Below are 13,566 nucleotides of genomic sequence, written 5' to 3'. Positions count from 1 at the left end.
TTTCTTATGATGCTCTCAATAATCTCCCAAAGATCTTTCTTTCATTAGAATCGCTACAAAAGAAAAAACAAAAAATATGCCACCGCACTATTTTATTAAAAAATTTCTCTGTAAAAAAGAGAACACAAATTATCTGTTTTCATATAAAGATTTGTTTAATTTCTTTATATTCCAGATCATTTAGAAATGTTAAAAACATCTCATAATCTCCTTTGATATCAGCTTGTTTACCTCATCAGAAGTCTTAATACAAAAGATCGCTTTTGCTTTATTACTCTCCATTTAAATTTTTAATATTATATAAAAAAATAAAACAAGCACATTTAAATAATAACTGTCAGATATTTAAAAAATTGCATATTTTTAAATGCGTTTGTTTATTTTCCTTCATTGAGTAAAATTTCACGTTTTCCAACATGATTAGCGGCTCCAACAATGCCTTTTTCTTCCATTCGCTCGACGAGAGAAGCTGCTTTATTATAGCCGATTGAAAGTCGGCGCTGAATATAAGATGTTGAACATTTTTTATCACGCATAACAATTTTTACAGCTTGGTTATAAAGTTCCTCACCCTCTTCATCAAAATTTTCTTCCTCAGAAATTTCAGCAGCTGAATCAGCAGAAGTATCCTCTTTGTTATCGTCTTCATTATCTGTTACCGTTGCTAAATAATCAGGTTTTCCTTGCATTTTAAGATGTGCAACGATGGATTCAACTTCTTCATCTGAGACAAAAGGTCCATGAACGCGCACAATGCGTCCACCACCTGCCATATGAAGCATATCCCCCTGACCTAAAAGCGTTTCAGCACCTTGTTCACCCAAGATCGTACGACTATCAATTTTTGATGTTACTTGAAAAGAAATGCGGGTAGGAAAGTTCGCTTTAATTGTACCTGTGATAACATCAACAGAAGGACGTTGTGTTGCCATAATAAGATGAATACCTGCCGCACGCGCCATTTGCGCTAAGCGCTGAATGGCATTCTCTATCTCTTTCCCTGCCACCATCATAAGATCAGCCATCTCATCAACAATCACAACAATATAAGGAAGCTGCGTGAGATCCATGGCTTCTTCATGATAAAGCATTTCCCCTGTTTCCTTATCAAAACCCGACTGAACAGTACACATGATTGTTTCGCCTTTTTGAGCTGCAAGTGCAACGCGTGCATTAAAACCATCAATATTACGCACACCCAACTTAGCCATTTTGCGATAACGCTCTTCCATTTCACGAACCGCCCATTTTAAAGCTGTTACTGCTTTTTTGGGATCTGTGACAACGGGTGTTAAAAGATGTGGAATGCCATCATAAACAGAAAGCTCTAACATTTTAGGATCAACCATGATCAAACGACATTGCTTTGGTGTCATACGATAAAGAATCGACAAAATCATTGTATTAATTGCAACAGACTTGCCTGATCCTGTTGTTCCTGCAACCAATAAATGAGGCATTTTTGCTAATTCTGCAATGACCGGTTCACCATTAATCCCCTTCCCCAAAGCAAGAGCAAGTTTAAATTCACTTTCACGAAAAGAACGTGTTTGGATTAATTCTCGTAAATAAACGGTTTCACGAACCGCATTGGGTAACTCAATCCCGATAACATTACGTCCAGGAATGACAGCAACGCGTGTAGAAATAGCAGACATAGAACGCGCAATATCATCAGAAAGATTAATAACGCGCGATGACTTTACACCCGCAGCAGGCTCAAATTCATACATTGTAACCACTGGCCCTGGATGTACATGGATAACTTCACCCTTAATACCAAAATCTTCCAAAACACTTTCCAAAAGTCCAGCACCACGTTCTAATGTTTCCTGAGGAATCATCGTACCTTCATGAAAAACAGGTTTCTGTAATAAACTGACCGGAGGAAACTCATAAACATCACAGTCAACAGAGTGCATATTTTGCACAAAAGCAGAATCATAATTACCTAATGGCATACGAGTAGATTGCAATGTTTTAGTTTTACTGTTTGCTTGCATCACAGAAAAATCTTTTGAATTCTTTGTGACGGCTTTGTTTATACAATCAACAGTATTATTGGCGACAGTATTATTGCTATTTTCAGTCTCTATACTCGCCCCTGCATCGCTTAACGCCCCTGTATTACTTAACGTATGAGCAGAATCTTCAACAGAAAGCTTAGAATGACACTCTTTAGTGGTATCATTATTTGTATGCATTAAATCAGAAATTTTCTCAACACCTCGCATCCTTTCCGCTGGAGATTCTGATGTAATTGAATCATAGAGTTGTGGAAAGCGGTATTCAAGAACACGGTAAAGAGCAGTTATTGACTCATCAAAGGCTGTGGGAATATCCGGTGTGAGTTCATTTGTCGTGTCAAGTGATGTTCCATCCTCTTTTGAAGTTTGAGTCTCCACATGTTCAAATATCAAAGATTCACACTCAAAAAAAGCATCATCGGAAAGATGCAAAGCAGGTTTTATTTTTTGTAGCACATTTTCCACTTGTAATTTACGTTCTTGTTTATCCTCCTCAAGTGGAATATTTGCTGACGGCATACGAGTAGTTTGACGTGACAACTGCTTCAAAACCGTTGAATGACAAACTGATGTTTTATTCTCTATTGATTGAGGATTAATGACTTTTTTTGTCGAAAGAATATTTGTTGTTTTCTTGTTACAACGTACAATATCTGTATCTGTAATTTTTTTTTGATCTTGCTTCGTAAAAATTTTAAACTGTTTTGCAAAAACTGGATCTGTTTCTATACGACGACGCAAAATCTCAACTTCTGGGGTTCTCGTGAAACGGACGTTTTTTCCGAGGGCAAATGCCTTTTTCCACACTTCCGGATAAGGAAATATCTCAGTAATCTTAACAGATAAATCTTCTCTTGATGCACCTTTTGTACCATCATCAGAAAAAGAAGACGTAGAAATAGATTTTGTTTTCGAATTATGCATGGCACCCAACAAATTTATAGCAATGAGAAAAATAACCTTTTCAAAAAGAATTCGTAGAAACTATCATACGAAGGTTAATAACCTTTTGCTGATGGTTACTTTTTAATGAAAAAAATAGTGCCATAATGCATATTCATAATCTGCCTTTTGCATATTTACGATATAAATTGCCTAGTTTATGGTGTCATAGAGCGCGTATTTCATTTGTTTTGAAGAAAACTTCATGATAAAAAAACTTCAAGAAAATTGTCTATGCCTCTCTTTCTCTCCCTTTTCATAAAAGAAACTAGTCTCAATAATACAATAAGCATTGCTCTATTGAACTCTCCATGCTCAATTATCACGATATAATCTAATTTCTCACGTTTTTATAAGATTATCCTTGTTATCCTCGTTTAAAAAGGCTTAGACTAAGACAATCATAATTACATAAATATAAATAGAAAAAAGGGAGTGAATTATGTTTAATAAACGGAAATTTTATATCAATGGTCTATGGGATGAGCCAAGCACTCCTCACGATTTTGACGTCATTAATCCATCAACAGAGGAGGCTTGTGCTGTCATTAGCCTTGGAAGTACAAAAGATGCCGATAAAGCAATTAATGCGGCTAAAGAAGCCTTTCAAAAATGGAAAACAACATCACCAAATGAGCGTCTTGGATTTGTTGAAAAAATTCTAGAGATCTACGAAAAACGTTCCAAAGACATGGCAAAAACCATTTCAATGGAAATGGGAGCACCAATTGATATGGCGCTTAATGCGCAAACTGCAACCGGAAGTTCCCATATTCGCAATTTTATCGAAGCTTATAAAGAGTTTTCGTTCCAAGAAACTTTAATAAAGGGAAATGAGCAAGCAATCCTTCACTACGATCCTATCGGCGTCGTAGGATTAATTACGCCATGGAATTGGCCCATGAATCAAGTAACTCTTAAAGTTATTCCTGCTCTCTTGGCTGGCTGTACCATGGTGTTAAAGCCCTCTGAAATTGCGCCTCTTTCTGCTATGCTTTTTGCTGAATTTTTAGATGAAGCCGCACTTCCAGCCGGTGTTTTTAATTTAATCAATGGTGATGGTGCGACTGTCGGCTCTTACCTCTCTGCACATTCAGATTTAGAAATGATCAGCTTTACTGGTTCAACTAGAGCAGGAAAAGATATTTCTAAAAATGCCAGCGCTACTTTAAAAAGAGTCTGTCTGGAACTTGGGGGAAAAGGAGCGAATATTATCTTTGCTGATGCCGACTCAGATGCTGTTCAACGTGGTGCACGACATTGCTTTTATAATAGTGGACAAAGTTGTAATGCACCAACTCGTATGCTTGTGGAACAGAGCATCTATGACAAAGCCGTGAAAATAGCCAAAGATATTGCAGAAACAACAAAAGTAGGACCAAACGGCCAAGAAGGAAATCATATTGGGCCCGTTGTTTCAAAAAAACAATATGATAAAATTCAAGGTCTTATCCAATCGGGAATTGATGAAGGTGCAACTCTTGTTGCAGGCGGGACTGGTTTACCAAAAGGAATGGAACGCGGTTATTATGTCCGTCCAACAGTCTTTGCTGATGTAAAACCTCATATGCGTATTTTTAAAGAAGAAATCTTTGGTCCAGTTCTCTCGATTCTTTCTTTTAGTACAGAAGAAGAAGCCGTCGCTTTAGCGAATGAGACTGAGTATGGTCTTACAAACTATATTCAATCGCAAGATCGCAACAAATGTCGTCGTATTGCGGAACAAGTACGCTCTGGTATGGTAGAAGTTAATGGACATGGATTACCCAGTGGAAGCTACTTTGGAGGTGTAAAATTTTCTGGGCGCGCTCGTGAAGGAGGACATTGGGGAATTAAAGAATTTCTCGATAGTAAAGCAATTTCGTACTGGTAAAATCTTATTAAAAACTTAATAGGAATCGTATGGTAATACAGAAAATAACGGATGAAGGTGCTCTTGGGCAACGTCTTGATCAGTGGCTCGCAAAACAATATCATGATGTGCTCTCACGTTCGCGTTTGCAAACTCTCATCCGTGAAGGCTGTCTTAAAATTGATGGTCAATTCATAAAGGAACCCAAAATAAAATTAAAACCTAACCAAATAATTGAATTGGAAATGCCGGACCTTCGTGATGCAGAACCTAGCGCTGAAGCCATTGCATTGGACATTCTTTTTGAAGATGATCATGTCATTGTTATTAACAAACCAGCCGGTCTTGTTGTTCATCCTGGGAATGGCAATTGGACCGGTACATTGGTTAATGCCCTTATTTACCACTGTGGGAATAGTTTATCTGGTATAGGTGGTGTTAAACGCCCTGGTATTGTCCATCGTCTTGATAAAAATACAAGCGGTGTCATGGTTGTTGCAAAAAATGATCTAGCTCATAAAAGTCTCAGTGCTCAATTTTCTGATCATGGACGTACCTGCGCATTAGATCGACGCTACCATGCCTTGATTTGGGGAACACCTCAGCGCAATGTCTGGACAATTGATGCATCACTTGGCCGTTCGCCCCATAACCGGACAAAGCAAGCTGTCATCCATAACCAAAACCCTTATGCTCGTCATGCTGTTACACATGTTTCTCTGCTTGAAAAATATGGCTCTCATGCAGACTCAACATCTTTTGCTAGCCTTCTGGAATGTCGCTTGGAAACTGGACGCACCCATCAAATCCGTGTTCATATGACTCATATTGGGCATCCACTCATAGGCGATACAGTTTATGGAAACGCTTTTAAAACAAAATCAAACACATTCAACTCCACTATTAGAAATGCAATCGATCAATTCAACCGACATGCACTCCATGCTGCAAGTCTTACTTTTGAACATCCTTCTACCGGTAAAGTTATGTCGTTTTCCGCACCACTGCCTCAAGATATGGCTAAACTTATTAAACTTTTAAAAAAAATGAATTGAAACTTTTCCCCTTCTCAAGATTTCACAATAAAATATCTTTTTTTGAACAAAATTGAAAAATATGCTAGAGTGAGGTTATGAGGGTAGTTCGCTATCTGAAACAGAGAATTTGCCTTATCAGGGAATTCAAACAAAAGGAGGGTGCTATATGGCCCATATGAATTTATTATCAGTAATGACAGGTGATGGTGGTTTAAACCGTTACTTGGAAGAAGTGCGTCGTTTTCCAATGCTTGAGCCAAAAGAAGAATATATGTTAGCTCAGCGTTACCGTGAGCATAATGATCTAAAAGCTGCGCATAGGCTAGTAACCAGCCATTTGCGTCTCGTAGCTAAAATCGCGATGGGATATCGGGGCTACGGACTTCCCATTGGGGAAGTCATTTCAGAAGGCAATGTTGGACTCATGCAAGCTGTTAAACGTTTCGAACCAGAGCGGGGTTTTCGTCTTGCAACCTATGCAATATGGTGGATTAAAGCATCAATCCAAGAATATGTATTGCGCTCTTGGAGTTTGGTGAAAATGGGGACAACAGCTAATCAAAAGCGTTTGTTTTTCAACCTTCGTAAGTTAAAAAGTAAACTTCAAGCACTTGATAGTGGCGATCTCAATGCAGAACAAGTGAAAAAAATTGCAATCCAGTTGAATGTCACAGAAGATGAAGTTGTATCAATGAATCGTAGGCTTGGTGGTGATACTTCACTCAACGCACCAATTCGAACAAAAGAAGGGGAAAACAGTGAGTTGCAAGATTGGTTGGTGGATGAATCTAACGATCAAGAACAAATTTTAATTGAAAAAAGTGAATTAGAAAATCGCCGTTCCATGCTCATAAATGCCATGGACAATCTCAATGAACGCGAAAAGCGTATATTTAAAGCGCGTCGTTTAAACGATGTACCACTAACCCTAGAAGAACTCTCTGGTGAATTTAATATTAGTCGAGAACGAGTAAGACAAATTGAAATGCGTGCATTTGAAAAAGTGCAAAACTCTATCAAAGATTCTACTTTATCTCAAAGTCAAGTGTAAAACCTAGAGTTAAGTATAAAGCCAATGGTTTGCACATTCTTTAAATGTGAAAATGAAAAAAAGCATGCCTTGGCTTTATACTTGTAAATTAGCCTATCTAATTCTTTAAGTTATTGATATGTAAAGCTTTATTGAATATATTTGGTATATAATTAATAAAGACGGTCGTAGAAAATTCTTCACAGCCGTTTATTTTTTTGCATCTATGTTTTATTTTGTTGACCAAGAACTGTTAACTTATCTTGTTGTGCAAGCCATTGTCCAATAACTTCATTAAAAATAGACTTACCTGTTGGTCCTTTTGCAAAGGTTAATTCACTTATACGCCCGTTTTTATCCGTTAACACCAAACGCATCCAATCTAATTCTCGCATCAATTGTAAATTTCGATCAAGAAATGGATGATTTCCACTCAATGCGACAAGAAAAAAGTCATCGTTAATCTTTGCAGCAATGGTTCTTGTTAAAGCCTGTCCAATGGATTGTTCACTTGCTTTAAAGGTTAATGCTTGAACATTGCTTATAGCTTTACCTGAAAATTTATCCGAAAGAATAAAAATAAGGTCCATAATATATGAAGCAGGAAATGACTGATCGGTATTACGACGTAAAATTAACCGTAATGATATCCCTTCATCAGGAATTGTTATATCACCTTGTATAGTTGTTTCTTCTGGAGACCCCTTCACTTGAGACTCTTTTATAAGTGTCCAGCGAGCGCTCCCTGTTGCTATCTTTTCTGCATCATAATTTGTACGTGCTTGATAGAAAACAGCTTCACCTGATGTTTCAAGCGATTGCAAATTGCTATCAACAACTGTTGAGAATACTTCTTCATCCGAAGAATCTATCGCTTGTTTTAAACCAACATCAATTTCACTTCCATCCTCTAATAAGCGTTGTGTTAACTTTCTCTTAATTGGAAATGCCTTTGGTACTCTGTGAGAAGCTTGAAGATTTTCTTCTAAAAACTGATGATCATTTGATACAAATACACGCTCACCAACAAAAAAAATACCAACAAGTAAAACAACAAAACTAACAACAGAAACAGCACTTATCACAATACGCCTTTGCACTAACGATTTATTAGCACGACGTAAAGCCTGAGAAAAAATGTGCGAAACAATATGCGGATTATCTTCCTGCGAAGGAGAAATCTTTAACACACTGCTATTAACATGCTGAGAAGGCACATCAGCCTCCATATTAACAGGCTCTGCATCTGGTATATCTGATACACAAAGCTCAACAAATACCTTGTTATCCTTTGAACGTGTAACAAAATCTTGCTTTCTTTTTATGTTTACCTCTGACAATTCATTATTCTTTGGTAATATAGTTTTTTTTGTAACTTTCTTATCTTCATTTATATTTGTGGGATTCCAACCAATAACTGAAGAAAGCCGTTTCTTTTCAACTGCTAAATATTCTCCTTCAACAGTTGCAATAGAACTTTGAAGAATCTTTCTTTGTTCATCCGCTATTGCTTGTGGTATTTTTGCTGTTACAAATTGATGTTCTAGTGTTTCGGTAGCCCGCTTATAAATCCGCTTACGCACTTGTGGTGTAATATTATTTTGTGCATTAATTGTCTTTTTTAAGATTCCAACGAAATCTACCATTTCCTCTATAATCTCTCTTAAACTGAGAAAAAATCAATAGTAAAGCCAAAAAACTTTATTTTAGCCTTCTAAATTGGTTGCCATTTAATATTGGTACAACTATCGCAATAATGTAAAATGAATATGAAAAATAAACAATGCTATTTTGCACCTTTCTTTTACGTGCTCTTAAAAACTTTTTTTGTAAAAAGATACAAAAACGAACAGAGAACATATATAGAAATCTAAAAACAATAATCAATTAACAAAGGGATCCGTAATAAGAATAGTATCTTCACGCTCTGGACTTGTGGATAATAAAGCCACTTTTGTATTAATCAGTTCTTCAATATAGCGTATATATTTAATAGCCTGCACTGGTAAATCTTCCCACCTCAATGCATGTGCTGTTTCTTCCTTCCAACCTTCTAATGTTGCATAAATAGGCTTCACCCGATCCTGAGCTCCCATGGAAGAAGGTAAATAATCAATCCTTTTACCATCAAGCTCATAACCAATACAAATTTTTATTTCATCCAAACCATCTAAAACATCAAGTTTTGTCAATGCTATACCTTGAACACCGCAAATTGTTACCATCTGACGTACTAAGACAGCATCAAACCAACCACATCGACGCTTTCGACCCGTTACAACACCAAATTCATGTCCACGCACTCCCAGAAATTCACCAATATCATTTATCTGCTCTGTCGGGAACGGCCCTTCTCCAACGCGTGTAGTATAAGCTTTTGCAATACCCAAAACATAATGGATTGCATCAGGTCCCATCCCCGAACCTGTACATGCTTGCCCAGCAACTGTATTAGATGACGTTACATAAGGATAAGTTCCAAAATCATTATCTAATAAAGCACCTTGCGCACCTTCAAAAAGAATGTGTTTCCCTCCTCGATAACCTTCATCTAAAAGACGCCACGTACAATCCATAAAGGGCAAAATTTTATCCGCAACTTGCATCAATTCATCATAAAGTGCTCGAGAATCAATCTCTGCAACACCCATCCCACGACGCAAAGCATTATGATGCCTCAAAAGCCGCTCAATCTTAGCCATAAGTGTATCTTTTTCTGCTAAATCCATCACTCGGATAGCACGACGTCCCACCTTATCTTCATAAGCCGGTCCAATACCGCGCTTTGTTGTACCAATCTTTAAACCAGATAAACCGCTTTCTCGAATTGCATCAAGATCACGATGCAAAGAAAGAATCAAAGGAGCATTTTCAGCAATACGCAAAATTTCTGGTGTGATTTTTACACCCTGATTACATAGTTTTTTTACTTCTGCAACAAAATGATGAGGGTCAACAACAACACCATTACCAATAATTGATAACTTGCCACGCACTAAACCAGACGGTAAAAGTGATAATTTATAACTGACTCCATCAACAACCAATGTATGGCCAGCATTATGCCCCCCCTGATATCTCACCACGATATCTGCTCGCTCAGACAACCAATCTACAATTTTACCTTTGCCTTCATCACCCCATTGTGTACCGACAACAACTACATTGGCCATAACTTTCTCCGTCGTGTTTGGTCAAAAAAACCAGCATTCAAAAACAAACTCTTCTTTATAACGAAACCTTAGAGCAAGTGCGACTCCTCATTTCAGATTTTTCTCAATCTTCAAGTGATTAAATTTTCAAATTTATGATAATAAAGATAAGCAAATACCCAAATATTTTAAATCTGTCATTTTCGCTACAAAAAGTAAAAACATTAGAGATTTTAATTTGTGCGTATCCAACACCTGACAAAGCATTCATTCCCCGTCTTAATCTTTTACAATTCATGTAATATTTAGAGGCTGTTTGTCTGATACAAGAATACGAAAGATCATCATAATCTCTCGTATCCTTTTTTGTTTAAAAACACGTTGTGAAAATCAACAGTAATTATTTAAAGCTGTGCTTTTTCAACTTGGAACGCCCACTCAAGCCATTGTGTTAAAATTTCAAGATCGGAAGCCTCAATTGTTATACCCGCCCAAATTCGAAGCCCAGGAGGAGCATCGCGATACGAACCGATATCATAAGCAACCCCTTCCTCATCAAGACGCTTCACAACCGCTTTTATAAAAGATACTCGCTTTTCCGTATCCAAAGCAGTAATCACTGGATCCACAATATCTAAACAAATAGCGGTGTTAGAACGCACTTCAGGATCTTTTGCCAAATATTCTAACCATGGCGTTTTGCGAACAAAAGCATCAAGTACAGAAAAATTTTTCTCAACCCTTGCTCTTAATGCCGCTGCACCTCCTAGAGATTTTGCCCACTTCAACCCATCAAGAAAATCCTCAACACAAAGCATAGAAGGTGTATTGATGATCTTTCCTTTAAAAATATCTTCGTTCAATTTTCCATTTTTTGTCATATAGAAAAGTTGGGGCATAGGCCAAGCTGGAACATGATTCTCAAGCCTCTCAACAGCACGAGGACTTAAAATCACCATACCATGTGCAGCCTCACCTCCCAAAACTTTCTGCCATGAAAAAGTAACAACATCTAATTTTGAAAAATCAAGATATTGCGCAAAAGCTGCCGATGTTGCATCACAAATGGTCAATCCAGCCCGCTTATGCGGAATGAAATCCGCATTAGGAATACGCACACCAGAAGTTGTCCCATTCCATGTAAAAACAACATCCCGATCAAAGTCAAGTTGTGTTAAATCTGGTATTTCACCATAAGGAGCTTCAAAACGACGCACATCAGAAAGCTTTAATTGCTCGACAACATCTTTATTCCACCCAAACCCAAAACTTTCCCACGCTGCCATATCAATGCCACGCTCACCTAATAGAGACCATAGAGCAGCCTCAACAGCACCGGTATCTGATCCTGGCATAATTCCTATACGATGATCAGAAGGAACCTCAAGAATCTCACGGGTTAAATTAACAACTTCAGCAAGTTTTAATTCTGCTTCTCTAGATCTATGTGAACGCCCAACTAATGCATTTTTAAGAACATCAAGAGTCCAACCAGGCCGTTTGCTACAAGGGCCTGAAGAAAAATTAGTATTATTGGGACGATTACTTGGTTTTTGTAACATTATCATTATTTCTCCCCTTTTAGATGTTTTTCTTTCTTTATAAAGAAAAACAAATTATTATAAAGACTAATCAATAATCTTTTTAGAAAAAAGTCAAAAATGTTGTCTCTTATTTCGTATGCTTAAAATTTAGGGAAACTTTATAAAAAAATCTTTCTTAATCATTCTTCTCGATTGATTCTCTTAACTTTTTTTCGTATCACCACCACGATAAGACAGCATTCTAATAACAATACACTAAAGTGTCCAATATACCTATCAAATTTATTTTATGATAAAGATTCATTGATAACGCTCTAGAATAGGGAGATAAACTTATTAAAAAATCAATTATTTTTCTTTTGATGACTGGACAGAGAAAATTTTAATGTTATAACCGCAAACGCTTTATATTTTTTATGAAGCATGCCCAGATAGCTCAGTTGGTAGAGCAGCGGACTGAAAATCCGCGTGTCCGTGGTTCGAATCCGCGTCTGGGCACCACTTTTTGTGTTTAAAATATTGAAATATACAGTTTTTTTCTTTAAATAACCATTTTTAGACCACCTTCTACAGTTTATATAATTTTATCTAATTTGCTCCTTATTTTTCTTTGGAGTGAAGGCTAAGATCTTTTTCTTTCTCCACCTCACTGCTCTCCCTAGCTTATATGGCTCCGGAAACAAACCCTGAAGCACCCAATTGCGAATCGTTGTTGTGGATACACTAAAAAGCTGTGCACACTCACGTGTCGTTACATATCTATCTCCATCATCAAATATCATCTCATTACCTTTCTCTTTTTTATGTTACTTAATCCCCTCCTCGTCCTATAGGACGAGGAGATGAAATCAATTGTTTAAAACTAAGCCGCTTTCGTGACGGGCTTCTGCAAACTCGGATCATAAGCTCGCAACAAAGAATCCATTCTATGGGGCAGCTCTGAATCTCCAAAATCCGTTAAAACTGCTAGAATCTTTGTAATATTTGGAATTTCATCTTGAAGTTTTAAAATCAAAGCTTTTTCTACTATGCTCATGATGTCAACCAAGTCACTACAGTCTTTGTCATCTACGTATTCACAATTGATAAACTGAGACAACGCTATCCACAAATCACATAAAAAGTCGATACTGGTATTCATTGCACACCCCCAAAGATTTGTTCTCTCAAACAAGCCAATCCTCTGGATGTGATTTTTGTTGAAGGGAGTACCTTTTCTGTACCATCTGGTCTTTGGATAGTGATAGCAGGACAGTCCATGAAACCTTTTTTGATTTTATCCTGATAAGGTAACAGAGGCGCCCCTGGAGCCCGTCGATACACCCAATCATGTTTACGCAAGTAATTGGTTAAGTCCTTTGGGCGCACCTCCAACATCTTCGCTGCTTCGATAAGACCGAATAAACCATCAGAGCGTTTTAAACCTTCCAAAGCTTCTGCTTTAGGCTTGAGTGTACTCACCTCATTTCTTAAGTCTTCTAATTGATTGATACTCTCTAAAAGGAGCTGTTTAATCGTAAGAGGATTTTCCAAAGCATTGGCAAGATTTATTTGTGGTGTTGCTACTTGTCTTTCCAATTCTTGCCAGCGGTCAATAATCTTTGCTCGTAAAGCAGTGCTGTAACCCGAAACAAGAATTAAACACTCACGTTTGGGAAGATTGTAGCAAGGAAGAGTACGACCTATTGAATCTCTGTAGAATCCTGCAAATTCACTCAGCTCAATTTTGAGCTCAGTGAGTATTTGCCGAATATCCCGCATAACATTCCGATGTTCTTTACCACATAATTCTGCAATTTCACGACTCGACATAGTCTGAGTGGTAGCACTATTAGCAGTGCTTTCTTTAATTTCTATAAGTGTGTTCACTGTGAACTCCTTGGTAATAGAGGTTTTCTATTGACACTCTAAAAGAGTGCCGGGTGCTAGAAAACACGGTACCAAGTCCGTCGTCACACCTTTCCCGTGAGGGTATTGTATAG

10 protein-coding genes and 1 tRNA gene are annotated in these 13,566 nt (G+C 37.4%); 4 read left to right on the top strand and 7 right to left on the bottom strand.

Going from position 1 to position 13,566, the window contains the following annotated elements; all coding sequences use genetic code 11:
- Positions 1-377: 377 nt before the first annotated feature.
- Positions 378-2,951 carry a DNA translocase FtsK gene (locus ACFIKX_RS09790; protein ID WP_375627813.1) on the bottom strand — a complete coding sequence of 858 codons (2,574 nt, stop codon included), beginning with the start codon at positions 2,949-2,951 and terminating at the stop codon, positions 378-380.
- 460 nt (positions 2,952-3,411) lie between these two features.
- Between ACFIKX_RS09790 and ACFIKX_RS09785 the strand changes: the two genes are divergently transcribed.
- From ACFIKX_RS09785 to rpoH, 3 genes are all read left to right on the top strand, one after another.
- Positions 3,412-4,842: an aldehyde dehydrogenase family protein gene (locus ACFIKX_RS09785; RefSeq protein ID WP_375627814.1), complete on the top strand. Its 1,431-nt coding sequence runs from the start codon at positions 3,412-3,414 to the stop codon at positions 4,840-4,842.
- A gap of 29 nt (positions 4,843-4,871) precedes the next feature.
- Positions 4,872-5,876, top strand: coding sequence for an RluA family pseudouridine synthase (locus ACFIKX_RS09780; protein WP_375627815.1), 1,005 nt, complete (start codon positions 4,872-4,874; stop codon positions 5,874-5,876).
- A gap of 148 nt (positions 5,877-6,024) precedes the next feature.
- Positions 6,025-6,909, top strand: coding sequence for an RNA polymerase sigma factor RpoH (gene rpoH / locus ACFIKX_RS09775; RefSeq protein WP_273790355.1), 885 nt, complete (start codon positions 6,025-6,027; stop codon positions 6,907-6,909).
- A gap of 203 nt (positions 6,910-7,112) precedes the next feature.
- On the opposite strand, the gene ACFIKX_RS09770 is transcribed toward rpoH, so the two are convergent.
- The 3 genes from ACFIKX_RS09770 to ACFIKX_RS09760 all read right to left on the bottom strand — a co-directional run bounded on the left by ACFIKX_RS09770 (position 7,113) and on the right by ACFIKX_RS09760 (position 11,608).
- Positions 7,113-8,534 (bottom strand): hypothetical protein, encoded by a 1,422-nt coding sequence (locus ACFIKX_RS09770; protein WP_375627816.1) that lies wholly within the window; start codon positions 8,532-8,534, stop codon positions 7,113-7,115.
- Positions 8,535-8,771: 237 nt separating this feature from the next.
- The gene (locus ACFIKX_RS09765; RefSeq protein WP_375613716.1) at positions 8,772-10,061 is read right to left on the bottom strand and encodes an adenylosuccinate synthase; all 1,290 of its coding nucleotides are present in this window, start codon (positions 10,059-10,061) and stop codon (positions 8,772-8,774) included.
- A 383-nt stretch (positions 10,062-10,444) separates the two neighbouring features.
- Entirely contained in the window at positions 10,445-11,608 is a 1,164-nt protein-coding gene (locus ACFIKX_RS09760; protein ID WP_375613717.1) for a phosphoserine transaminase, read from the bottom strand.
- A 401-nt stretch (positions 11,609-12,009) separates the two neighbouring features.
- On the opposite strand from ACFIKX_RS09760, the gene ACFIKX_RS09755 reads away from it, so the two are divergent.
- Positions 12,010-12,085, top strand: a tRNA-Phe gene (locus ACFIKX_RS09755).
- 83 nt (positions 12,086-12,168) lie between these two features.
- On the opposite strand, the gene ACFIKX_RS09750 is transcribed toward ACFIKX_RS09755, so the two are convergent.
- From ACFIKX_RS09750 to ACFIKX_RS09740, 3 genes are all read right to left on the bottom strand, one after another.
- Positions 12,169-12,366: a helix-turn-helix transcriptional regulator gene (locus tag ACFIKX_RS09750; protein ID WP_375612052.1), complete on the bottom strand. Its 198-nt coding sequence runs from the start codon at positions 12,364-12,366 to the stop codon at positions 12,169-12,171.
- Positions 12,367-12,446: 80 nt separating this feature from the next.
- The gene (locus ACFIKX_RS09745; RefSeq protein ID WP_375612051.1) at positions 12,447-12,725 is read right to left on the bottom strand and encodes a hypothetical protein; all 279 of its coding nucleotides are present in this window, start codon (positions 12,723-12,725) and stop codon (positions 12,447-12,449) included.
- A complete protein-coding gene (locus ACFIKX_RS09740) occupies positions 12,722-13,453 on the bottom strand; it encodes a phage antirepressor KilAC domain-containing protein (RefSeq protein WP_375612050.1) in 732 nt (243 codons plus the stop codon). Before ACFIKX_RS09740 ends, ACFIKX_RS09745 begins: the two co-directional genes overlap by 4 nt.
- Positions 13,454-13,566 lie beyond the last annotated feature (113 nt).

Origin of the sequence: Bartonella sp. CM86QHHN (assembly GCF_042194695.1) — a bacterium.
GTDB lineage: Bacteria > Pseudomonadota > Alphaproteobacteria > Rhizobiales > Rhizobiaceae > Bartonella.
The sequence above is the reverse complement of the archived record's forward strand: the minus strand, read 5'-3'. Positions and strand labels throughout refer to the sequence as shown.

Excerpts from the sequence above, each read along its gene's own strand:
- ACFIKX_RS09790 (WP_375627813.1), bottom strand. The coding sequence starts at position 2,951 with ATGCATAATTCGAAAACAAAATCTATTTCTACGTCTTCTTTTTCTGAT.
- ACFIKX_RS09785 (WP_375627814.1), top strand. The coding sequence starts at position 3,412 with ATGTTTAATAAACGGAAATTTTATATCAATGGTCTATGGGATGAGCCA.
- ACFIKX_RS09780 (WP_375627815.1), top strand. The coding sequence starts at position 4,872 with ATGGTAATACAGAAAATAACGGATGAAGGTGCTCTTGGGCAACGTCTT.
- rpoH (WP_273790355.1), top strand. The coding sequence starts at position 6,025 with ATGGCCCATATGAATTTATTATCAGTAATGACAGGTGATGGTGGTTTA.
- ACFIKX_RS09770 (WP_375627816.1), bottom strand. The coding sequence starts at position 8,534 with ATGGTAGATTTCGTTGGAATCTTAAAAAAGACAATTAATGCACAAAAT.
- ACFIKX_RS09765 (WP_375613716.1), bottom strand. The coding sequence starts at position 10,061 with ATGGCCAATGTAGTTGTTGTCGGTACACAATGGGGTGATGAAGGCAAA.
- ACFIKX_RS09760 (WP_375613717.1), bottom strand. The coding sequence starts at position 11,608 with ATGATAATGTTACAAAAACCAAGTAATCGTCCCAATAATACTAATTTT.
- ACFIKX_RS09750 (WP_375612052.1), bottom strand. The coding sequence starts at position 12,366 with ATGATATTTGATGATGGAGATAGATATGTAACGACACGTGAGTGTGCA.
- ACFIKX_RS09745 (WP_375612051.1), bottom strand. The coding sequence starts at position 12,725 with ATGAATACCAGTATCGACTTTTTATGTGATTTGTGGATAGCGTTGTCT.